The sequence below is a fragment of the Stenotrophomonas sp. TWI377 genome, assembly GCF_039674525.1.
Classification (GTDB): domain Bacteria; phylum Pseudomonadota; class Gammaproteobacteria; order Xanthomonadales; family Xanthomonadaceae; genus Stenotrophomonas.
Map to the genome: position 1 here is coordinate 79,351 of NZ_JBDJNT010000008.1, position 20,856 is coordinate 100,206.

At 67.2% G+C, this 20,856-nt stretch carries 19 protein-coding genes; 5 read left to right on the forward strand and 14 right to left on the reverse strand.

The genetic code is table 11. The annotated features are described in order from the left end of the window. Positions 1 to 12: 12 nt before the first annotated feature. Positions 13 to 1,311, forward strand: coding sequence for a DUF58 domain-containing protein (locus tag ABE546_RS09000; RefSeq protein ID WP_346463382.1), 1,299 nt, complete (start codon positions 13 to 15; stop codon positions 1,309 to 1,311). Positions 1,312 to 1,314: 3 nt separating this feature from the next. On the opposite strand, the gene ABE546_RS09005 is transcribed toward ABE546_RS09000, so the two are convergent. Continuing rightward, the gene (locus ABE546_RS09005; RefSeq protein ID WP_313219357.1) at positions 1,315 to 2,493 is read right to left on the reverse strand and encodes a glutathionylspermidine synthase family protein; all 1,179 of its coding nucleotides are present in this window, start codon (positions 2,491 to 2,493) and stop codon (positions 1,315 to 1,317) included. 3 nt (positions 2,494 to 2,496) lie between these two features. Beyond that, on the reverse strand, positions 2,497 to 3,060 hold the full coding sequence (locus ABE546_RS09010; RefSeq protein WP_259262015.1) for a DUF1190 domain-containing protein: 564 nt from the start codon (positions 3,058 to 3,060) through the stop codon (positions 2,497 to 2,499). A gap of 204 nt (positions 3,061 to 3,264) precedes the next feature. On the opposite strand from ABE546_RS09010, the gene ilvD reads away from it, so the two are divergent. Then, positions 3,265 to 5,103: a dihydroxy-acid dehydratase gene (gene ilvD / locus ABE546_RS09015; RefSeq protein WP_313209533.1), complete on the forward strand. Its 1,839-nt coding sequence runs from the start codon at positions 3,265 to 3,267 to the stop codon at positions 5,101 to 5,103. Between the two features lie 164 nt (positions 5,104 to 5,267). On the opposite strand, the gene dinG is transcribed toward ilvD, so the two are convergent. The 3 genes from dinG to aroE all read right to left on the reverse strand — a co-directional run bounded on the left by dinG (position 5,268) and on the right by aroE (position 8,730). Next, positions 5,268 to 7,328, reverse strand: a complete 2,061-nt coding sequence (gene dinG, locus ABE546_RS09020) for an ATP-dependent DNA helicase DinG (protein WP_346463443.1) — start codon at positions 7,326 to 7,328, stop codon at positions 5,268 to 5,270. A gap of 183 nt (positions 7,329 to 7,511) precedes the next feature. Beyond that, on the reverse strand, positions 7,512 to 7,874 hold the full coding sequence (locus ABE546_RS09025; protein ID WP_313209390.1) for a hypothetical protein: 363 nt from the start codon (positions 7,872 to 7,874) through the stop codon (positions 7,512 to 7,514). A 10-nt stretch (positions 7,875 to 7,884) separates the two neighbouring features. After that, a complete protein-coding gene (aroE, locus tag ABE546_RS09030; protein WP_152152162.1) occupies positions 7,885 to 8,730 on the reverse strand; it encodes a shikimate dehydrogenase in 846 nt (281 codons plus the stop codon). Positions 8,731 to 8,782: 52 nt separating this feature from the next. Between aroE and ABE546_RS09035 the strand changes: the two genes are divergently transcribed. Beyond that, entirely contained in the window at positions 8,783 to 9,655 is an 873-nt protein-coding gene (locus ABE546_RS09035) for a TolB-like protein (protein WP_346463384.1), read from the forward strand. 66 nt (positions 9,656 to 9,721) lie between these two features. Here the strand turns inward: ABE546_RS09035 and ABE546_RS09040 are convergent, their stop codons facing one another. The 4 genes from ABE546_RS09040 to ABE546_RS09055 form a co-directional block, all read right to left on the reverse strand. Next, positions 9,722 to 9,991 (reverse strand): SHOCT domain-containing protein, encoded by a 270-nt coding sequence (locus ABE546_RS09040; RefSeq protein WP_284128632.1) that lies wholly within the window; start codon positions 9,989 to 9,991, stop codon positions 9,722 to 9,724. Positions 9,992 to 10,024: 33 nt separating this feature from the next. Then, positions 10,025 to 11,014 (reverse strand): porphobilinogen synthase, encoded by a 990-nt coding sequence (gene hemB / locus ABE546_RS09045; protein WP_313209399.1) that lies wholly within the window; start codon positions 11,012 to 11,014, stop codon positions 10,025 to 10,027. Positions 11,015 to 11,053: 39 nt separating this feature from the next. Continuing rightward, positions 11,054 to 11,971 carry a bestrophin family ion channel gene (locus ABE546_RS09050; protein WP_313219351.1) on the reverse strand — a complete coding sequence of 306 codons (918 nt, stop codon included), beginning with the start codon at positions 11,969 to 11,971 and terminating at the stop codon, positions 11,054 to 11,056. Positions 11,972 to 12,105: 134 nt separating this feature from the next. Then, entirely contained in the window at positions 12,106 to 12,354 is a 249-nt protein-coding gene (locus ABE546_RS09055; protein WP_019185442.1) for a hypothetical protein, read from the reverse strand. A 181-nt stretch (positions 12,355 to 12,535) separates the two neighbouring features. Here ABE546_RS09055 and ABE546_RS09060 point away from each other — a divergent pair, with 181 nt between their 5' ends. After that, the gene (locus tag ABE546_RS09060) at positions 12,536 to 12,994 is read left to right on the forward strand and encodes a hypothetical protein (protein ID WP_019185443.1); all 459 of its coding nucleotides are present in this window, start codon (positions 12,536 to 12,538) and stop codon (positions 12,992 to 12,994) included. Positions 12,995 to 13,077: 83 nt separating this feature from the next. Here the strand turns inward: ABE546_RS09060 and ABE546_RS09065 are convergent, their stop codons facing one another. From ABE546_RS09065 to ABE546_RS09085, 5 genes are all read right to left on the reverse strand, one after another. Next, complete coding sequence (locus ABE546_RS09065) at positions 13,078 to 14,889, reverse strand: DUF885 domain-containing protein (protein WP_313209416.1); 1,812 nt, start codon at positions 14,887 to 14,889, stop codon at positions 13,078 to 13,080. Positions 14,890 to 14,998: 109 nt separating this feature from the next. Continuing rightward, entirely contained in the window at positions 14,999 to 16,261 is a 1,263-nt protein-coding gene (locus tag ABE546_RS09070; protein WP_313209418.1) for a M12 family metallo-peptidase, read from the reverse strand. 159 nt (positions 16,262 to 16,420) lie between these two features. Further along, positions 16,421 to 16,921, reverse strand: a complete 501-nt coding sequence (locus ABE546_RS09075; protein ID WP_346463386.1) for a cytochrome c oxidase assembly factor Coa1 family protein — start codon at positions 16,919 to 16,921, stop codon at positions 16,421 to 16,423. A 39-nt stretch (positions 16,922 to 16,960) separates the two neighbouring features. After that, the gene (locus ABE546_RS09080; RefSeq protein ID WP_346463388.1) at positions 16,961 to 19,189 is read right to left on the reverse strand and encodes a S9 family peptidase; all 2,229 of its coding nucleotides are present in this window, start codon (positions 19,187 to 19,189) and stop codon (positions 16,961 to 16,963) included. Between the two features lie 170 nt (positions 19,190 to 19,359). Further along, positions 19,360 to 20,049, reverse strand: coding sequence for a glutathione binding-like protein (locus tag ABE546_RS09085; RefSeq protein WP_313219347.1), 690 nt, complete (start codon positions 20,047 to 20,049; stop codon positions 19,360 to 19,362). A 106-nt stretch (positions 20,050 to 20,155) separates the two neighbouring features. Between ABE546_RS09085 and ABE546_RS09090 the strand changes: the two genes are divergently transcribed. Continuing rightward, positions 20,156 to 20,791 (forward strand): TIGR00645 family protein, encoded by a 636-nt coding sequence (locus ABE546_RS09090; protein ID WP_346463390.1) that lies wholly within the window; start codon positions 20,156 to 20,158, stop codon positions 20,789 to 20,791. Positions 20,792 to 20,856 lie beyond the last annotated feature (65 nt).

Genomic DNA, 20,856 nt, shown 5'->3' on the forward strand with positions numbered 1-20,856 from the left:
CGAGCGATCGGCATGAGGCCGGGCGCGCTGCTGCTGGCATTGCTGGCCGGCTGGGGCCTGCTCGGCGTGCCGGTGGTGCTCGGTGCCTGGCCGCAGGCGGTCTGGTGGGCGATCGGTGGCGGCGTGGCGCTGATTGCGCTGGTGGACCTGCTGCGCCTGCGCCGCCAGCCCTCGCCGAGTGTGCACCGCGAGCTGCCGGAGTCGCTGGCACTGAACGTTGAACGCGAGGCGACGCTGCGGCTGGAATCGAGCCGGCACCAGCGCGTGGACGTGTTCGATCTGGTGCCCGGCGGCTGGAGCCTGCAGGGCCTGCCGCGGTCGCTGGCGCTCAAACCGATGGTCACCAGCAGCGTGGCGTACCGACTGACCCCGACCGCGCGTGGCCGTTTCGTGTTCGAGGGCGTGCACCTGCGCATGCACAGCGCGTGGCGGCTGTGGCATCAGCGGCGGCAGCTGCCGCCAGCGATGACGGTGCGCGTGTATCCCAACTTCGCGCCGCTCACCCGCTTCGCGCTGTTCAGTGCCGAACAGGCCTCGCGCCTGGTGGGTGCGCACCTCAAGCGCCGCCGCGGCGAAGGCACCGACTTCCACCAGATGCGCGAGTACCGCGTCGGCGACAGCCTGCGCCAGATCGACTGGAAGGCGACCGCGCGGGCGCGCAAGCTGATCTCCCGCGAATACCAGGACGAGAAGAACCAGCAGCTGGTGCTGATGATCGACACCGGCCGGCGCATGATGGCCAGCGAAGGTGGCCTGTCGCACTTCGATCATGTGCTCAACGCGGCGCTGGTGGTGTCCTACCTTGCGCTGCGCCAGGGCGACGGTGTGGGCCTGTTTGCGGCCGGGGGCGACAGCCGCTGGGTCGCGCCCAGACGCGGCATGGGCACCATCGATACCCTGCTGCGCGCCAGCTACGATCTGCAGGCGCAGCCGGTGGCCACCGATTACCTCGCCGCTGCCACCGAGCTGTCGCTGCGTCAGCGCCGGCGCTCGCTGGTGATGCTGGTCACCAACGTGCGCGATGAGGACATCGAAGACCTGCTCGCCGCAGTGCGCCTGCTGCAACGCCAGCACCTGGTGTGCGTGGCCAGCCTGCGCGAACGCGCGCTGGACGATGCGCTGGCCCAGCCGGTGGAGACCCTGCAGGACGCCACCCAGGCCGGCGCGATCGCGCGTTACCTGCAGCAGCGCAGCGACGCACATGACGCGCTGCGCAGCCACCGGGTGATGGTGCTGGATGTCACCGCCGAAGCACTGCCCGGCGCGCTGGTGGAACGCTACCTGGCGGTCAAGCGGGATGGGTTGCTGTAACGATCAGAGATAGATGCGCGTCGGCGCTTCGTCGATGATCGCGTGCGGTACGAAGCGGGCGCTGTCGCGGGTGATCCGGCTGTTGTCTTCGCGGATGCCCATGCCACAGGCGTGGTCACCCACCACCCAGCTGCCGATCAGCGGATAGCCGCCATCGAACGCGGTGAGCGGATGCGCGGCCTGGCGGATCGCCGGGCCGGTGTACGGGCCTTCGCTTTCCTGCCAGCTGCCATCGGCCAGGTGCATGGCCACATTGGCGCCCTCGCGTGAAAACAGCGGCTTGCGCACCCAGCCACGCGGCAGCTCGCTGCCATCGTCGAACTCGGCGGCGAGCAGGTTCGGGTGGCCACGGTGACGCTGCCACAGCAGCGGCAGCACGCCCTTGTTGCTGAGGATCGCCTTCCACGCCGGTTCCAGCAGCTGCACGCCCGAGGCGGGCAGCGCCTGGCCGAACGACTCGGTCATCAGGTCTTCCAGCGGGTACAGCTTGAACAGGCTGCCGATCACGGTGTCGTCGAGCGCAGTGAAGCGCCCGTCCTCGGACAGGCCGATATCCTCGATCGCGATCGCTTCGCCGCGCAGGCCGGCCTGGGCCGCGCAGTCGCGCAGGTAGGCGACCGTGCCCTGGTCTTCGTCCGACGCACCCACCGCGCTGAAATACAGCGGCGGCGGCAGCTGCGCGGCCAGTTCGCCGAAGCGTTCGACCAGCGCCTCATGGATCGCGTTGAACTGATCGGCATCCGGCGGCAGCCGGTTCTGGTTGCGCTGGTCCTCCAGCCACTGCCACTGGAAGAACGAGGCTTCAAACAGCGAGGTGGGCGTGTCGTAATTCAGCTCGTAGAGTTTGGCCGGGCCGGTGCCGTCGTAGGCAAAATCCAGCCGCCCATACAGGTGCGGCTCGCGGCGACGCCAGCTGTCAGCGATCCAGTCGCGGAACGGCGGCGGGATCGCCAGCTGGTCCATCAGCTGCTGGCTGCCCACCACCTCGTCCACCAGGTCCATCGCCATCGCATGCAGCTCGGCGCTGGGATCTTCGATGTCCTGTTCGATCTGGCGCAGGGTGAAGGCGTAGTACGCGGTTTCATCCCAGTACGGCAGGCCATCGATGGTGTGGAAACGGAAGCCCGACTCTTCGGCCCGGGCGCGCCATTGGCTGCGCTCGGCGATACGCACGCGCTGCATCGATCAGCCGCCGACGCTGCTGCGGTTGCTGCTGGTGTTGCCGAAGCCACCGCGGCTGGCGGTGACCGCCCGGTTCGGGGTGGCATTGACCGGGGCCAGGCCGGCCTTGCCGGCGCCGATGCCGCTGGCGGTGTTCATGCCACCGGTCGACGGACCCGGGCGTGCCCAGCCCTTGGCCTTGTCCTGGTAGGCCGGGCTCGCGGCCGGCTGCTGGGCCAGGCCTGCGCCGCCACGGTTGCTCAGCATCTGCGACATGAAGAAGCCCATCATCATCGGGCCGATGAACGAATGGCCGGTGGAGGTCTTCTGTTCCACGCACTGCTCGGCGTTGTATTCGGCCTCGCAGGCTTCACGCGTGGCGTACTTGGGGGCGGCATCGGCCGACTGCTTCTGCGCCTCGGCGAAGGCAGTGCGGCAGCTGGACGGATCGCCGGTGGCTTCGGTACAGGCCTGCACCGAGGTGTAGAGCCCTTCCTGCACCTGCACGGCCTCGTTCTTCTGGCAGGCGGTGAACAGCAGCGGCGCGGCGCTCATCAGCAGCAGCGCAGTGGTCCTGGAACGTTTCATGGCGTCATGCCCCCTAGTACGGTTATCTCCCCAATCATGCCTGATCGGGGCGAACAACCAAAACCGGCAAAGTCGCCCAGCTGAACGCGGTTTCAGGTTTTGCCCGGAAAACACCGGTGGCAACGGTTGCAAACGCAACCGGAATTTTTCGGCAGAATCGAGGTGAAACGCGCCCCCACGGCCCGCCAGATCCTGCCAGCCACCATGCCTGAATACCGCTCCCGCACCTCCACCGCCGGCCGTAACATGGCCGGCGCCCGCGCCCTGTGGCGCGCCACCGGCATGACCGATGGCGACTTCCACAAGCCGATCATCGCCATCGCCAATTCGTTCACCCAGTTCGTGCCCGGCCACGTGCACCTCAAGGACCTGGGCCAGCTCGTGGCGCGCGAGATCGAGCAGGTCGGCGGCGTGGCCAAGGAGTTCAATACGATCGCGGTGGATGACGGCATCGCGATGGGCCACGACGGCATGCTGTATTCGCTGCCCAGCCGCGAGATCATCGCCGACTCGGTGGAGTACATGGTCAACGCGCATTGCGCCGATGCGCTGGTGTGCATTTCCAACTGCGACAAGATCACCCCCGGCATGCTGATGGCCGCGCTGCGGTTGAACATCCCGGTGGTGTTCGTCTCCGGTGGGCCGATGGAAGCGGGCAAGACGCGCTTGTCCGAGCACAAGCTGGATCTGGTGGATGCGATGGTGATCGCCGCCGATGAAAGCGCCAGCGACGAGAAGGTGGCCGAGTACGAGCGCAGCGCGTGCCCGACCTGCGGCTCGTGCTCGGGCATGTTCACCGCCAACTCGATGAACTGCCTGACCGAAGCGCTGGGGCTGTCGCTGCCCGGCAACGGCTCCACGCTGGCCACCCACGCCGACCGCGAGCAGCTGTTCCGCCGCGCCGGCCGCGTGGTCGTGGAACTGTGCCACCGCTGGTACGGCGGCGAAGACGTGGGTGCATTGCCACGCGGCATCGCCACCCGCGAAGCGTTCGAGAACGCGATGACGCTGGATATCGCCATGGGCGGCTCCACCAACACCATCCTGCATCTGCTGGCCGCGGCGCAGGAAGCGGAGGTGGACTTCGACCTGCATGCCATCGACGAACTCTCGCGCCGTGTGCCGCAGCTGTGCAAGGTCGCCCCGAACACGCCGAAGTACCACATGGAGGATGTGCATCGCGCTGGCGGTGTGTTCGGCATCCTCGGCGAACTCGCGCGCGGTGGCCTGCTACATACCGACGTGCCGACCGTGCACAGCCGCACCCTGGCCGAGGCGATCGCACGCTGGGATGTCGCGGTGAGCACCGATGAAAAGGTGCACGATTTCTTCCGTGCCGGCCCCGCCGGCATCCCGACCCAGGTCGCCTTCAGCCAGGCCACGCGCTGGCCGACGCTGGACGTGGACCGTGCCGAAGGCTGCATCCGCGCCGTCGCGCATGCCTATTCGGCCGAAGGCGGGCTGGCGGTGCTGCGCGGCAATCTGGCCGTCGATGGCTGTGTGGTGAAGACCGCCGGCGTCGACGAATCCATCCACGTGTTCGAAGGCAACGCGCGCGTGTTCGAGAGCCAGGACGCCGCCGTGGCCGGCATCCTCGCCGATGACGTGGTGGCCGGCGACGTGGTGGTGATCCGCTACGAAGGCCCGCGCGGTGGCCCGGGCATGCAGGAGATGCTGTACCCGACCAGTTATCTGAAATCCAAGGGGCTGGGCAAGCACTGCGCCCTGCTCACCGACGGCCGTTTCTCCGGCGGCACCTCGGGCCTGTCGATCGGGCATGCCTCGCCGGAAGCGGCCTCGGGCGGCACCATTGGCCTCGTCCGAAACGGCGATCGCATCCGCATCGACATCCCCGCACGGCGCATCGATCTGCTGCTGGATGACGCCACGCTGGCCGCACGCCGCGCCGAGCAGGATGCACTGGGCTGGAAGCCGCGCGAGGCGCGCCCGCGCAAGGTCACCGGTGCACTGAAGGCGTATGCGTTGCTGGCCACCAGTGCCGACAAGGGTGCGGTGCGGGACCTGGCGAAGCTGGAAGAGTAGGTCCACGCCATGCGTGGATGCGTGCAGTTTCAGGCTGCGGCGGGTTCTCATCGGAGAGCAGCCACGCATGGCGTGGCTCTACCCCGTTCTGATCGGAGAGCAGCCACGCATGGCGTGGCTCTACCGTTGTGAACGCCACGGCCACGTGGCTGTCTGATGCATCCCTACCCGATCACCCGCTTGAACGGCGGCAGTGAATCGATGATGCGCTTGCCGTAACGGCGGGTCAGCAGCCGCGAATCGAGGATGATCACGCGGCCGGTATCGGTGGAGGTGCGGATCAACCGGCCGGAGAACTGGGTCAGCGTGCGCAGCGCATGCGGGATCGCGATCAGGTTGAAGGCATTCAGGCCGCGGCTTTCGAACCACTCGCTCAGGGTGGAGGTCTGCGGGTCGGTCGGCACCGCGAACGGCACCTGGGTGATCACCACCGTGGTGCAGGCTTCGCCCGGCAGGTCGAGGCCTTCGCCGAAGGAATTGAGCCCGAACAGCACCGAGCCCTCGCCGGCCGAGGTACGCCGCAAGTGCTCGTCGATCATCTTCTGCTTGGCGGTTTCGCCCTGCACCAGCACCTGCTTGCGCTGCGCGGCCGGCATCAGCTCGGCCACCTTTTCCATTTTCCAGCGCGAGGTGAACAGCACGATGCTGCCCTTGCCCCAGTCCAGCTCCTTGACCAGGTACTTCGCGATTTCCTTGGGGTGACCTTCCTTGTCATCCGGGGTGACCGGGAATGCCGGCACGATCAGCTGCGCCTGGTTCGGCAGATCGAACGGCGAGGCCAGCGAGACCATCTCGGCCTCGGCCGGAATGCCGTTGTCGATCGCCAGCGCCTGGAAATCGCCACCGCCGGTGAGCGTGGCCGAGGTCATCACCACCGAGTCCACTTCGTCCCAGAGCAGCTTGCGCAGCACGTTCGCGGCCGAGACCGGTGAGCCATGCAGAATCAGATCGCCATCGCGCGAGAGGGTGATCCAGCGCGCGGTCGGCGGCTGGCCCTCCTTGTCCTCGCGGCGCCAGCCGGTCCACAGGTTGTGCTGCTGCTCGATCATCTCCAGCGCCATGCCGAGGTTGCGCTGCAGGCGCTCGCGCGCGGCATCCTCGGGCTTGCCTTTGGCCACCTGCGTCAGCGCGGCGTGCGCCCAGTTGAACAGCGCGCGGGTGTCGTCGGCGATGGCCTCGATATCCGGCATCCAGATGTCCGGCAAGCGGCCATTCGGAGCGCGCCACATCGGCTCCTGTGCGGAAGGATCCGGCCGCCAGCTGCGGTCGATCACATCGCGGAAGGCCTTGAGCTGCTTGCTGACCTTGGCGGCGGCTTCGATGGCCTCGTTGGGCAGCAGGTTGCCCAGCTTGTCCTTGTCCACCGCGCGGTAGGACGCGGCGATCAGCACCTGCAGGCGGCCGGTGCGCTTGGCCATTTCGTCCAGCGCGAGGCTGGCCGCGCCCTGGTCGATGGCGACGTTGCCGATGTGATGCCCTTCATCAAGCACCAGCAGCATGTCCGAGGGCGGGGCGATCAGCGGCTGGCCGTTGTCGCTCTCGCCGATCGACAGCGCCGACAACAGCAGCGCGTGATTGGTCACCACGATCTGCGCCTCGCGCACGGTGTTGCGCGAGCGCAGCACCGCGCACTGCGCCGAGTAGGCGCACTTGCGCCCGGCGCAGCCGGAGGCCGGCGTGGTGATGCGCGAGCGCAGGGTGTTGCTGATCGTTTCCGGCGCGTTGTCCAGGTCACCGTTCCAGCGGCCTTCCAGGAAGGCCTTGCTCAGCGACTGCGCCAGGTCCATCTCGATCGGCGCCAACGGCCGGTCGAACAACGGCTGTTCGTCGTCGAACATGCCTTCCTGCGCGCCATCGCCATGCGCTTCGGCCGCGTTGCGGGTGCACAGGTAACGGGTGCGGCCCTTGGCCAGCGCCACGGTGGCTTCGATGCCGGTGGCCTTGAGGAAATTGGGGATGTCGCGCTCGACCAGCTGCGACTGCAGCGCCACGGTGCCGGTGCTGATCACCAGTTTCTTCTTGGTCGCCAGCGCGATCGGCACGCCGGCGGTCAGGTAGCCCAGCGACTTGCCGACGCCGGTGGGCGCTTCGACCACGCCGACGCCGCCGCTGTGCGAGAGCGCACGCGACACCACGCCGATCATCTGGCTCTGCGAGCGCCGGGTGCTGAAGCCGGGGGTATTGGCCTGCAGCTTGGCGTAGGCATCGCGGATGGCGGCCTTCATGTCGTCGTTCAGGGCGCGGGGGGCTTCAACTTTTTCGGTCACGCCGGAGGACTGCCTGACTGGATCACGGCCCCCATTTTCTCACGACCCGGGGGCCGTGACCGGCGCCATTTTCCGCGCCGGTTCATATCCGTGACGCGGCCCACGTCAACACGGTGGACTGCGACAGCCTGCTGCACCCGCTCAGCGTGGCGGCAGCGGCGCAGCGGGGGGAACGGCGCGGCCGCGCAGCGCGCGGGTCATCGCCCAGACCAGCAGCACCAGCGCGAGCGCCTCGAACAGATTGAGCGCGAAGTGGCCGGCACCGAGCAGCTTGGACATCAGCTGCAGATTCTCGTAGTTGCCCTGCTGCACCATCCACATCGGCACCAGGTTCAGCACCAGGCCGGCCAGGGTGGTCAGCGCCATCACGCCCAGCGCAGCCAAGGCCACGCTGCGGATCGCGCCGCGCGGGGTATCCACCACCCAGACCACGGCGATCGCCAGCGCGATCAGTACCGGCAGGCGCACGCCCACCATGGTCAGCATCGAGATCAGCAGATCCATGTCCACCGGCTCAGTCCTCGCCGGCCAGCGGGGCCAGTTGGGTCCGCAGCTCGGTGTAGACCGCATCGGTCTGCGGGCGCACGGCGTGCCACTGCAGGAAGCTCTCCGCCGCCTGTTCGACCAGCATGCCCAAGCCATCAACGATGTTGCGGCAGCTGGCCGAGCGCGCCCACGCAGTGAAGGCAATCGCGGCCTCGCCGTAGTTGAGGTCGACCGCGGTGGTCATGCTGTTGACCAGCGACAGCGGCAGCTTGAACTCCGCGGCGCGGTCGCGGCCGGCCGAGGTGGCATTGATGATCAGCTCGAAATCGCCCAGCTCGCGGATGTCTTCCCAGTAGCGGGTGATGGCGCGACCCGGCTCACCCATCGCATCGATCAGCGCGTCGGCGCGCTCGGGGGTGCGGTTGACCACCACCAGCTCCAGGATGCCGGCATCCAGCAGGGCCGGGGCCACGCTGCGGGCCGAGCCGCCCGCGCCGATCAACAGGGTGCGGCGGCCACGCAGGTCCAGGCCGTGACGGTCGGTGAGGTCCCGGACCAGGCCGATACCATCGGTGGTATCGCCATGCCAGCGATCGCCCTTGCGCAGCAGCGTGTTGACCGCACCGGCGCGGCGCGCGCGCGAGGTCAGCGTGGTGCACAGCGCGAAGGCGGCTTCCTTGTGCGGCGCGGTGATGTTGGCGCCCACGCCCCCCTCGGCGGCAAAGGCCTCCAGGGCCGCCAGGAACTCGCCCGGCGATGCCTCGATCGCACGGTAGTCCAGCGCCAGGCCTTCCTGCCGGCCGAACGTGGCATGGATGTGCGGCGACTGCGAATGCGCGATGGGCTGGCCGAATACGGCGTAACGGTCGGTCATGGGTTTCCTGCTCCGGGCCTAGAATGGAACGCAAACCCCAACGGACGCGATGATGCGCATTCCATTGTCTCTGCTCGCGCTGAGCGCCAGTTTACTCTGCACACCCGCCGCGATGGCGCTTTCCGAATTCGGCATCGAGGGCATGGGCGTGGTCTCCACCAAGGCCAACGAGGCGCAGGCCACGATCGCAGCGGATGGCCAGCGCATCGTCTGGGCCAGCGACCGACCCGGCGGAAAGGGGGGCTGGGACCTGTGGCAGGCGGTGCTGCGCGAGGGCCGCTGGCAGGACCCTGCCCCACTCGCGCTCAACAGCGCCAACGACGAGCGCGACCCGTACTTCAGCCACGATGGCCGCTGGCTGTACTTCGCCTCCGACCGCAGCGGCGGAAAAGGCGGCTTCGATCTGTACCGTGCCCCGGTGACCGCCGACGGCACCATCGAGGCCGTGCAGGCCCTGCCGGCGCTCAACACGCGCGACGACGAACGGGCGCCCGCGCTGCGTCCGGATGGGCGCACGCTGCTGTTCTCACGCAACAGCAGGCAGACCCAGGGCGGCTTCGATCTGTATCTGGCGCCCGTGCAGGGCGAGGGATTCGGTACCGCGCAGGCCCTGCCGGCCCCGCTCAACACGGCCGCCGCCGAACTTGGGGCGGCGTGGCTGGACAATGACGGCGCACTGGCGTTCACCCGCGCGAGCGACGGGCATTCGCAGGTCCTGCTGGCGAGCTGCGATCACCGCCAGGCGGCGGTGCCGCTGATGCTGTCCTTCAATACCGCCGACGGCCAGACCGGTGCGCCGGTGGTGGACGCGTCGAAGCCGTCGGAGATGGTCCTGGCTGGCATGGCACGCGCACCGCGTGCCGGCGGGCTGGATCTGTACCGGATCAAGGCGCCGTCAGCGCCGCAGGGTCCGGGCTGCGGTTGATGTTGCGGGGCCGAAGGGCAGCGACGCTTGGCGTCGCTCTACCCGTGGAGGCGGCGCCGCCCAGGGTCAATGGCCCTGCAGCAGCTCCGCGCGCAGCTGCTCGTACTGCGCTTCGCTGATCTCGCCGTGATCCTTGCGCTGGTTCAACGCGGCCAGCTGTGCCTGCAAGGCGGGCGACAGCTGCGCCTCACGGGCGATGCGGGCCGCGGCGGAGGGTTGCTCCGGTGCCTGCCGCGCGGCGCGGCGCACGCCACGGATCACCAGCCCGATCACCACGGCGAAGGCCAGCACACCGGCCGTCCAGGTCACCCACTGTAGCCATCCCATCGTCTGCATCATCGTCGTCCTGTATCGGGTGGGCGCGTATTGTCAGCGCTCACGCAGCCAACGCGCCACCTGCGGGGCGAAATAGGTCAACACGCCATCGGCGCCGGCGCGCTTGAAGCCGATCAACGACTCCATCACGCACGCCCGCTCGTCCAGCCAGCCATTGGCGAAGGCCGCCTTCATCATCGCGTACTCGCCACTGACCTGATAGGCGAAGGTCGGCACGCCGAACTGCTGCTTCACCCGGCGCACCAGGTCCAGGTAGGGCATGCCCGGCTTGACCATCACCATGTCCGCCCCTTCTTCCAGATCCAGCGCGATCTCACGCATGGCCTCGTCGCCGTTGGCCGGGTCCATCTGGTAGGTCTTCTTGTCCGCCTTGCCGAGGCCGGTGGAGCTGCCGACCGCGTCGCGGAACGGGCCGTAGAACGCCGAGGCGTACTTGGCCGAGTAGGCCATGATCCGCACATTGACGTGGCCGGCGGCATCGAGCGCACGGCGGATCGCACCGATGCGGCCGTCCATCATGTCCGAGGGCGAAATGATGTCCACGCCCGCTTCGGCATGCGACAGCGACTGCTTGACCAGCGCCTCCACCGTGATGTCGTTGAGCACATAGCCCTTGTCATCGATGATGCCGTCCTGGCCGTGCGTGGTGTACGGATCCAGCGCGACATCGGTCATCACGCCCAGCTCGGGGAAGCGCGACTTCAATGCGCGGATGGCGCGCTGTGCCAGGCCGTTCTCGTCCCATGCCGCCGCGGCATCGAGCGACTTGCCGGCCGGATCGATCACCGGGAACAGGTCGATCACCGGAATGCCCAGCTCCAGCGCTTCTTCCGCCACTTTCAGCAGCTCGTCGATCGACAGCCGTTCCACGCCCGGCATCGAGGCCACCGGCGCGCGGCCGGCCAGCTCGTGCACGAACACCGGATAGATCAGGTCGTCGGTGGTCAGCGTGTTCTCGCGCATCAGACGGCGCGAGAACTCGTCGTGACGCATGCGGCGGGGGCGGTAGTCGGGGTGTGCCATGAGGAACTCCGGAACGGAATGCAGGAAGGAGTGCAGGACCTACTGCAGCAGGTAGTGCCGCGGTTGCAGCGGCTCGGGCAGCGGCTGGACGCCCAGGCTGTCGAGCAGGTCGATCTCGATGATGCGCACCATGGCATCCAGCGGCAGGTCGTTGGATTCCAGCCCGAAGGGTTCTTCCATCTCCTCGCCGAGCTGGTCCAGGCCGAAGAACGCATAGGCGAGCACGGCCGAGACCACGGGAGTGGCCCAGCCCAGCGAGCTGGCCAGGCCGAAGGGCAGCAGCACGCAGAACAGCCATGCGCAGCGGTGCAGCAGCAGCGTGTAGGCGAACGGCAGCGGCGTGGTCAGGATGCGCTCGCAACCGGCCTGGATGCTGGACAGTGCATGCAGGCGCGTTTCGAACTGGGTGTACAGGAACGGATCAAGCTGGCCGGCGCGCAGCGCCTGGGCGAGATCGGCGGCGATCATCGCCAGCAGCTGGTCGGGCGCGTTGAGGCGCTGGCCGAACCGCGCGCGATCGGCCTCGGGCACCCACGGCAGCGCCGCCAGCGCCATGTCGCGGCCACGCAGGCGGGCGGCCAACGCATGCGCGAAGCCGATGCACAGCCGGCACACGCGGTCGCGCAGCGCAGGATCGTCGACCAGCAGCGCCTGGCACAGGCGGGCCAGGCTGCGGGATTCATAGATCAGCTGGCCCCACAGCTTGCGGCCTTCCCACCAGCGCTCGAAGCAGGCGTTGTTGCGGAAGCTCAGGAAGATCGACAGCACCAGGCCCAGCAGCGTGAACGGTGCCACCGAGACGCGCTCGATGCCCGGCGGGTGCCACAGCTCGGCCAGGGCAGCCACCGCGATCGACAGCAGCAGGATCGCCACCACCTTCGGGGCCACCGCCGGAACGATGGAGCCGCGCAGGATGTAGAGCAGTTGCCAGCCGTGGGGACGAGGACGAATGATCATCGGTGCAGGGAGAGCGCCCGGACGGGCGTGGACCGCCGGCAGAGCCGGATGCGGCAGCCGGTCATTCTACGCCGATGGTACCGGGCGGCCGTGAGCTGCGACGGTCGGTCGCACCCGGGCCGCGCACGGGCCGCTCAGATGATGCCGCCACCCAGCCCCAGCCGGACGATGCCCACCACCACCACGATGCCGTTGAGCACCAGCCCGGTCCAGGCCCGGCCGCGCTTGCTGGCGTGGGTGAACAGGATGCCGATCGCGGCGATGACCGCGCCCACCGCCGCGAACGGGATCAGGAACCAGTTGCCCCACCCCAGCAGCGGGATCAGGGCCACAATCATCCAGAGCAGCGCGACGATGCCCCACAACAGACTGATCAATCCCATGCCCGGCTCCTTGAGGTGAATGCGTGGCCCACCATAGCGGTTCCCGGCGCAGGCGCAAGCGGCAGCGAGACGCCGTTGGCGGGGGCCTCACCGGGCCGGTGCTAGGGTGCGCTGGCAGGGGTTGGGACCGATTCAGTCGCCAGCGCCGATCATCCCAGCCATCACACACAGGGGTAACGCCATGAACATCCGATGCGCTGCATTGCTGGGCCTGGCGCTGCTCAGCGCCGGCTGCGCCAGTACCTCCAAGGTCATGCTCGGCCAGGCGCGTGCGCCGGTCGATCCGGCCACGGTGCAGATCTACTCCACTCCGCCGGCCGGGTCGCAGGAAATCGCCCAGCTCGAATCGGCCAGCGCGGTGGGTTTCGGCACGCAGGGCCAGACCGATGCCGCGGTCATGCGGCTCAAGCGTGAGGCCGCCGCCCTCGGGGCCAACGGCGTGATCCTGATGGGCGTGGGTTCCAGCGGCTCGCCAGTCGGCATGTCCGTCGGTGCGGGCAGCTACGGCTCGCACGTGGGCGGTGGTGTGGGCATCGGCATCCCGACCACGCAGAAGCGCGCGGCCGGTGTGGCGATCTGGGTACCGAATCCGCCGCCGGCGCCGCGTCTGCCGACGCAGACGATCACGCCGCAGCGCTAACGAAGGCCGCGGTAGGCCACGACCGTTGGTCGTGGCTGCTGGGATAGCGCACCGACCAACGGTCGGTGCCTACCGCAAACGCGTCAGCGCTTGGCCGCGCTTTTGTACTTCGGCACGAACACGTCATTGACGGCCTTGGCCAGCTGGTCCGGCGGCAGCAGACCCTGGTCGAGCAGGAAGTTGTTGAACGCCAGCCGGTCGAAGCGATCGCCCAGCGCCAGCTCGGTCTGCATGCGCAGCTCAAGAATCCGGGTGTAGCCGTAGAAGTAGCTGCCTGCCTGGCCGGGCATGCGCACCATGTAGCGGTCCAGCTCCTGCGTGGCCATCGCCTTGGACAGGCCAACCTCATCGATCAGCACGCGCTCGGCGTTGGCCCGGTCGATCTGACCCAGGTTGAGCATCGGGTCCAGCATCGCGCGCGCGGCCCGCAGCAGGCGGAACTGCAGCGCGATCAGCTGACCGTCCAGCGGCTCGTACGGCACCATCTCCGCTTCGGCATACAGCGCCCAGCCTTCCACGTTGACCGAATTGAAGGCGAACATCGTGCGGGCCAGCGAGATGCCGCGCTCGACCATCGCGGTGAACTGCAGTTCGTGGCCCGGGCGGCCTTCATGCGCGCTCAGCGTCCAGGCGGCCGAGCCGAAGTTGAAATCGTCGTACTGCGCGGCCTTGTCGCCGGCGGCCGGGTTGCCCAGCGGCAACACGAAGGTGCCCTGCTGCCCGGTATTGCCGACCAGCGGCGCCGGCAGGAAATGCGGTGCCGGCGAGGCGGCGCTTTCGGCGGCCGAGCCCAGGCGCATCTGCATCGGACGCTGCGGCACATCGACGATCCTTTCCTTGCGGATGATCGGGTCGATCGCATCGATCACGCCGCGGTAGTGGTGCTCGAGCTGATCGTCGGGAATCTTGTCGCCCTTGAGCGCACGCACCACCGCCACCGGATCGGTGCTGTCGGTGACCTTCAGGCCCTTGGCCTGCACCACCAGCGGCGCCAGCTGGCGCATCGCCGAGCGGGTTTCCATGAATTCCAGCTGGGCCCGCTGCATCAGCAGCGCCGGGGCGATGTCGATGCCCACGCGCTTGAGCTGGTAGGCATACAGCGGCTCGGGCAGACGCGCATCGGTGCGGGCCTTGGGCAGCACCTCGCGGCGGGTCCAATCGCGGTACTCGCGCAGCTGGCTGGCGATGGTCTGCAGCGCCTGCTCGGCGCCAGCCACCTTGTACTTGCCGAACAGCTGCTCGATGCCGGTGATGTAGGTGTCCACATTGGCCAGCGACTGCTCGACTTCGATCTTCGTCGGCTGCAGCAGGGTCTTGTCGCCCAGGCGTTCTTCATAGCGCTGGCGCGACAGGGTGGTCACCGGCTGCGTGCCCGGGGCAAGCCCGGCGTAGGCCTTCAGGCGATCCAGCGCCTTGGCCCGGCGCTCGGCCGGCACCTGATCGGACAGCAGCAGGTTGAGGCCGCTGAACACGGTCTGCGGGGTGTCGCTCCACGGCAGCAGGTATTTCTCGTTGAGTTCGCTGCCTTCGATGTTCTGGTCGGCGGCGGCGATCATGATCGCCAGGTCCTGGCGGACGTTGGGATCGCGCTCGGTGGCAAGCTTGGCCTGCAGTTCACTGCGCGCCTTGGCCATCGCCGCGCGGTAGCGGGCACCGTTGTCGGGGCCGAAGTCGGCCACCTTGTCGTCATAGCCCGGCACGCCGAAGAAGCCGGTCTCTTCCGGCTGGAACGGGCCCTGCGCATCCAGCAGGATCTGCGCCAGCTGGTTGCTGCGGGTGACCCATGCGGGCGAAGCGGCGGGCTTGGCGGCAGCCGGGGCGGCCAACGCCGGCGGGGCCGACAGCGCGGCGGGAACGGACAGGGCCAACGCAACAGCAAGGACAAGCGGCTTCATGCAGGAACTCCAGGGCAGGATGCCTGCGACCCTACGCACTTGGCGGGTCGGGGGCAATTGGCCGGAGGTCATGGCTTGATTGTTAACCTCCCGGCCCGGGTCAGTCTGCTCACGGGTCTGGATAGAATGCAGCTATTGTGGCTCGTGTCTCATTCAACACGCGGACGTTGTCATGCAGACGCGCCGTTCCAGCCGGCAATCCGTTGTGGCTCACCCGCGGAGATGACCAGCGGTTGACCCGTCCGCATGCACGATCACTGCAATCGTAAGCCATCACTGTCCTCCACCGGTCAGGTGTATTCAATGGTGATTGATAGCCATGCCCGTATTGGAATTTTGGAGGGCTGATGGACGCGTGTGCAGGATCATGGTCGGCGCCCAAGAGGTGGCCGATTTCATGGGCGAGGCTGTTGATCTCATTAGGAAGGCAGCGACGTTCAACCACCGCAAATGCCGTTTCCTTCGTTGCCAGAAGCCGTTGTGCTTGACCGCAGACGGATTCCGGATCTTTCGTGTCGATGATCATCAGCATCAAATCCGCCTTTTCGAGATGCCTCATCCTATGCACCAGCCAGAGCGGGCCGTTAGAGCCCAGAACAAGGTCATCCAGCGTCTGTACCACGCTGGATTCAGCGTAGCCGGGCAGCGCATTTCCAGCCCGCTGTAGTTCAACCCGAATACCGCTAGCGAGGAAGCCAGCAGTTGCGTGTTCGACCGCTCCCTCCATCATTCTGAAAACCTGCTCCCTACCGTTGGCAAGCGCACCATTTCCGTACCCAAAAGCCACGCGTATCGTCGATACCGCGGTTGATGGGGAAGCAGCCTTATCCAGGATGAGCGGGTCCGCCGGATAGGGATCACGCACCGTGGGTGCTTCATTGGGAACCCGGCGCAGATCGATGCGCACCAGTAGATCCCCAAACAGCTGATACAGCAAATGGCCACGTGAAAAACTGGACATGAGGTCGCCGTTGCCCAGCTCGGTGATTTCGACAGTGCTCGACATTCCCCCAGGCCCCCGCACGCCGATGATCGTCCCTGCCCACAGTTGCCGCGACGTGGGCGAGCGCTGGACATCATGCGTGCTGACATCCGCCACATATAGAGGAACATCTTCCGGCTCTCTGGCGATCAGGGGCGTGCGCTCGATAATGAACACGTCGTCGAACAGATCGACCTGGATCCGATCGGACGCCAGTGCCGTGCGATCTACCTTGACCCGGCGCACCCAGTCATACATTCCGCCGGCATAGTGCTTGCGCGCCTCCAGCCCGGGATCCCACCCACCAGTGGGAACCTCGATGAACGGTAGCGCCGCAAAGGTTGTCGGCGCTAAAAACAAACCACACAACACAGCCATCAAGCCACTCAAGATTCGTTCCACCGCTCCACCTCGCCCGCAGCATTGCCCAAACGGGCAGGTGCATCGAGACTAGAGACCGCGGGTACGCAGAACCCAGCGTGGCATCACGGTATCAACGAAAACAGCAGTCATTGCGAATCCAGAAGGCAGCAACGTCAGCTTCGCCTCTCAAAGACTGAGCGACGGCGGACACTCGCCCTTGGCGCGGCACTCAGCCAACGCACAGCGCTCGGCCGCCTCGGCATCATCCAGCGCGGTCAGATCGATGGCGTCGTTGGCATCGGTGACCACATACAGCATCGGGTAGTCCCAGTGCTCGCCACTGCGCTTGGCATTGAGGAACAGGCGGCCCTTCCCTTGTGGACCGCTCACCCCGATCACGAACTGGCTCTGGCCATTGGAATGCATCGAGCCGGCCGGCAGGTAGCCATCGCGCAGGGGCTCACCCAGCGCTTCAACCAGCTCGACGTTGCAGCGCGCGCGGCGCATGGCCTCCTGGTAGGGCGTGCTGGATTTGCTCCAGTACGCCCACTGGGACAGCGCGAACCACACCGCGCCCGCTGCCGCCGCCATGCCGACCACCACCGCCACTGGCATGGCCCAGCGCCAGTGACGGCGCCACCAACCGGTGCGCACGGTGGTACCAGGAAGTGCGGGCGGCAATGTCATCGGCAAACTCCTTGTCAGGCCGGTGGCAGCAACGGCGGATCAGGGCGCCAGGCAGCGCCCCAGGAAGTCCTCGGCCAGGCGGTAGCGGTGCAGCGCGTTGCTGCCCGACAGGCCGTGCTTGGCGCCGGGATAGGTCATCAGTTCGAACGGCTGGCCGCGTTTCTGCAGGGCGCTCATCAGCACCGTGGAGTTGGTGAACAGCACGTTGTCATCGGCCATGCCGTGGATCAGCAGCAAGCGCGAGCGCAGGCCGTCGATATGCGCCAGCACGCGCGCTTCTTCATAGCCCTTCGGGTTGTTGCCCGGCAGGTTCATGTAGCGCTCGGTGTAGTGGGTGTCGTACAGGCCCCAATCGGTCACCGGTGCACCGGCCACGCCGCAGGCATAGCTGTCCGAGGCCTTGGCCAGCAGCATCAGGGTCATGTAGCCGCCATTGGACCAGCCCTGCACACCGATGCGCGCCGGATCAACCCAGGCCTGCTGCTTCAGCCAGGCCACGCCGCGCAGCTGGTCAGCCACTTCCACCGTGCCCTGCACGCCGTACAGCGCACCGCCGAAATCACGGCCACGGCGTGGGGTACCGCGGTTGTCCAGCGAAAACACCACGTAGCCCTGCTGGGCCAGGTACTGGTTGAACAGGTGATCGCCACGGCCGGGCCAGCTGTTGGTGACCGTCTGCGAGGCCGGGCCGCCATAGACGTACACCACGACCGGATAGCGCTTGGCCGGATCGAAACCGGTCGGCTTGATCAGGCTGTAGTTCAGTTCTGTCTTGCCGTCGGCGGCGGTCAGGGCGCCGAACTCGACCGGGCGCTGCGCATCGAGATAGCGTGCGTACGGATGCGCCGGGTCTTCAAGATTGTTCTCGACCAGGGTGGCGATCTTCTCGCCGTTGGCACGGTGCAGCGCGATCTGCGGCGGCGTGGTGGTGTTGGACCAGCTGTCCACATAGACGCTGGCGTTGCGCGCGAAGCTGGCGGTGTGCATGCCCGGGGCCTGGGAGAGGCGCTTCGGCACCCCACCCTGCAGCGACACGGCGTACAGCTGGCTTTCGCGCGGGCTGTCCATGCCGGCGCGGAAGTAGACCTTGCCAGCATCTTCGTCCACGGCCAGCAGTTCGTCCACCGGCCAGTGGCCGGCGGTCAGCGCGGTGACGGTCTTGCCGTCATCGGAGATGCGGTACAGGTGCTCGAAACCACTGCGCTCGGACGACCACACAAAACCGCCCTGCTTGAGGAAGCGCAGGCTGTTGTGCAGTGGCACCCAGGTCGGCGAGGTTTCGGTCACCAGCGTGCGCTGCTGGCCGCTGGCCAGTTCGGTCTGGATCAGTTCGAGCGTCTTCTGGTCGCGCGACTGGCGCTGGAAGGTCAGGTGCTTCGGATCGCGCCAATCGACGCGGGCCAGGTAGATATCGGGGTTGCGGCCCAGGTCGATCCAGCGCGGCGTGGCGTTGCGGCGCGGCGCGATCACCGCCAGTTTGACGGTGACGTTGTGGTCGCCAGCCGCCGGGTAGCGCTGCTCGATCATCTCGGTGCGGTCGGCATACATCTCGTAGCGCTTCTGCACCGGCACCGGCGATTCATCGATGCGGGCGAAGGCGATCGCCGAGTCATCCGGCGCCCACCAGTAACCGGTGTGGCGGTCCATTTCCTCATCGGCGACGAACTCCGCTACGCCATTGCCGATGGTGTCGCTGCCATCGTCGGTGAGCTGGATCTGCTGGCCACTGGCCAGATCGATCACCCACAGGTTGCGGGCACGCACGAAGCTGACGAAGCCGCCCTTCGGCGACAGCTTGGCATCGGTAGCGAAGCCTTCTCCATGGGTGAGCTGGCGCACCGCGGCCTCGCCCTGCTTGCTCAGGTCGTACAGGTACAGCTCGCCGCCGAGCGGGAACAGCAACGTGCGTGCATCCGGCGACCACTGGTAATCAACGATGCCGGTCATCGCGGCGATGCGCTGGCGCTCGCGGCGGGCCTTCTCGGCGTCGCTCAGGGTTTCCGTGCCGGGCAGCACCACCTTGGAATCCACCAGCAGATGGGTCTGGCCGCTGGCGATGTCGTACGCCCACAGGTCCAGCTGGTTGCGGTCGACGTCCTTGCCGCGCAGGAAGCTGACCTGCGAGCCGTCCGGGGCCACCTTGGGTTTCATCAGGGTCGGGCCGGACAACGGCAGCGGGCCGGTGATGGCATCCAGGGTCAGTTTTTCAGCGTGGGCGATCGAGGTCGAGGCGAGCATCAGGGCGAGCGAAGCAAACAGGTGGCGCATGGAGGGTTCCGGCAGCGTCTGGGCAGTCCCCGGCCAGGAAAACGGCACGGGGAACGCTTCATCCTAACCAAAACCGTTCCGGTCGTGCCGGGAATGGCGGGCGTCCGGGCGCGCCCACCGCTGCGGGGAGCCGGCCAGCGGCCGGCACGACCGGGCAAGCGACCACCGCGTCAGCGCTGGCCGAACAGGTGCTTGCGCTCTTCTTCGCTGAGCGGCTTGCCGGCCTGCGGGTTCACCTTCTCGCGCAGGGCGTAGGCCCGCTGGGTGGCCGGGCGCGCAGCGATCGCGTCATGCCAGCGCTTGAGGTTCGGGAAGGCGCTGAAATCGACCGGAAGCGTGTCGTAGGCCCCGATCCACGGGTAGCTGGCCATGTCGGCGATGCTGTAGTCATCGCCGCCGAGGTAGGCACTCTGCGCCAGGCGCTTGTCCATCACCCCGTGCAGGCGGCGCACTTCGTTGTTGTAGCGCTCGATCGCATAGGGAATCTTTTCGGGCGCGTAGACGTTGAAATGGCCCATCTGACCGCTCATCGGGCCAAGGCCGGCCATCTGCCAGAACAGCCATTCCAGCACCGCCACCCGGCCGCGGCTGTCGGCCGGCAGGAAGCGGCCGGTCTTTTCGGCCAGGTACAGCAGGATGGCGCCGGACTCGAACACGCTCTGCGCCGCGCCGCCGTCGGTGGGCTGGTGGTCGACCAGCGCCGGCATCTTGTTGTTGGGTGAGATCGCCAGGAAGTCGGGCGTGAACTGGTCCCCGGCGCCGATGTTCACCGGCTGGATCCGGTACGGCAGGCCGGTCTCCTCCAGCATCAGCGTGACTTTGTGGCCATTCGGGGTAGGCCAGTAGTACAGGTCGATCATGGCGACGGCTCGCGGATTGGGAATACCGAGTCTAGTCCGTCATTCGGCTTGGCAGGGTCAAGCCGGACCGTTACGCTGCGCCGTCCCCGCAACGCAGCATTCCAGCATGAGCTCGACCCAGACCCCCATCAGTCCCCTGTCCTCCCTGATCTTCGCCTCGCGCTGGCTGCAGCTGCCGCTGTACCTGGGCCTGATCCTGGCGCAATGCGTCTACGTGTTCCTGTTCGGCAAGGAACTCTGGCACCTGCTGCACAAGGCCAACAGCATGGGCGAGCAGGAGATCATGCTGCTGGTGCTGGGCCTGATCGACGTGGTGATGATCTCCAACCTGCTGGTGATGGTGATCGTGGGCGGCTACGAGACCTTCGTATCGCGCCTGCGCCTGGAGAACCACCCCGACCAGCCGGAGTGGCTGAGCCACGTCAATGCGAGCGTGTTGAAGGTGAAGCTGGCGCTGTCGATCATCGGCATCTCCTCGATCCACCTGCTGAAGACCTTCATTGCAGCTGGCAATCTGGATGGGCTGCCATCGTGCAACAGCGACGCGTACCTGCAGGCCGTTTCGGCCGCTGTCGCAGCCGCCGGGCCCACGGCCGCCGTAGCCTTCAAGTGCTCGGCCATGACCTCCACCGGCGTGATGTGGCAGACCATCATCCATGCCGCCTTCATCCTGTCGGCGATCGGTATCGCCTACACCGACAAGCTGATGAACGGGACGCCGAGCAAGACGTTGTCTCACTGAGGCTTGCCCGGCAGCAGCGGCATCGGTGAGGATGCCCCCTGCCCTGGCCGCCCGGCCCCCGGGCC

Bases quoted from the DNA above. Each gene is read 5' to 3' on its own strand.
- ABE546_RS09090 (WP_346463390.1), top strand. From the start codon at position 20,156: ATGAGCTCGACCCAGACCCCCATCAGTCCCCTGTCCTCCCTGATCTTC.
- ABE546_RS09060 (WP_019185443.1), top strand. From the start codon at position 12,536: ATGAACATCCGATGCGCTGCATTGCTGGGCCTGGCGCTGCTCAGCGCC.
- ABE546_RS09000 (WP_346463382.1), top strand. From the start codon at position 13: ATGAGGCCGGGCGCGCTGCTGCTGGCATTGCTGGCCGGCTGGGGCCTG.
- ABE546_RS09005 (WP_313219357.1), bottom strand. From the start codon at position 2,493: ATGCAGCGCGTGCGTATCGCCGAGCGCAGCCAATGGCGCGCCCGGGCC.
- ABE546_RS09065 (WP_313209416.1), bottom strand. From the start codon at position 14,889: ATGAAGCCGCTTGTCCTTGCTGTTGCGTTGGCCCTGTCCGTTCCCGCC.
- ABE546_RS09025 (WP_313209390.1), bottom strand. From the start codon at position 7,874: ATGGATCTGCTGATCTCGATGCTGACCATGGTGGGCGTGCGCCTGCCG.
- aroE (WP_152152162.1), bottom strand. From the start codon at position 8,730: ATGACCGACCGTTACGCCGTATTCGGCCAGCCCATCGCGCATTCGCAG.
- hemB (WP_313209399.1), bottom strand. From the start codon at position 11,014: ATGGCACACCCCGACTACCGCCCCCGCCGCATGCGTCACGACGAGTTC.
- ABE546_RS09050 (WP_313219351.1), bottom strand. From the start codon at position 11,971: ATGATCATTCGTCCTCGTCCCCACGGCTGGCAACTGCTCTACATCCTG.
- ABE546_RS09080 (WP_346463388.1), bottom strand. From the start codon at position 19,189: ATGCGCCACCTGTTTGCTTCGCTCGCCCTGATGCTCGCCTCGACCTCG.
- ABE546_RS09075 (WP_346463386.1), bottom strand. From the start codon at position 16,921: ATGACATTGCCGCCCGCACTTCCTGGTACCACCGTGCGCACCGGTTGG.
- ABE546_RS09040 (WP_284128632.1), bottom strand. From the start codon at position 9,991: ATGCAGACGATGGGATGGCTACAGTGGGTGACCTGGACGGCCGGTGTG.
- ABE546_RS09055 (WP_019185442.1), bottom strand. From the start codon at position 12,354: ATGGGATTGATCAGTCTGTTGTGGGGCATCGTCGCGCTGCTCTGGATG.
- dinG (WP_346463443.1), bottom strand. From the start codon at position 7,328: ATGAAGGCCGCCATCCGCGATGCCTACGCCAAGCTGCAGGCCAATACC.
- ABE546_RS09010 (WP_259262015.1), bottom strand. From the start codon at position 3,060: ATGAAACGTTCCAGGACCACTGCGCTGCTGCTGATGAGCGCCGCGCCG.
- ABE546_RS09085 (WP_313219347.1), bottom strand. From the start codon at position 20,049: ATGATCGACCTGTACTACTGGCCTACCCCGAATGGCCACAAAGTCACG.
- ABE546_RS09035 (WP_346463384.1), top strand. From the start codon at position 8,783: ATGCGCATTCCATTGTCTCTGCTCGCGCTGAGCGCCAGTTTACTCTGC.
- ilvD (WP_313209533.1), top strand. From the start codon at position 3,265: ATGCCTGAATACCGCTCCCGCACCTCCACCGCCGGCCGTAACATGGCC.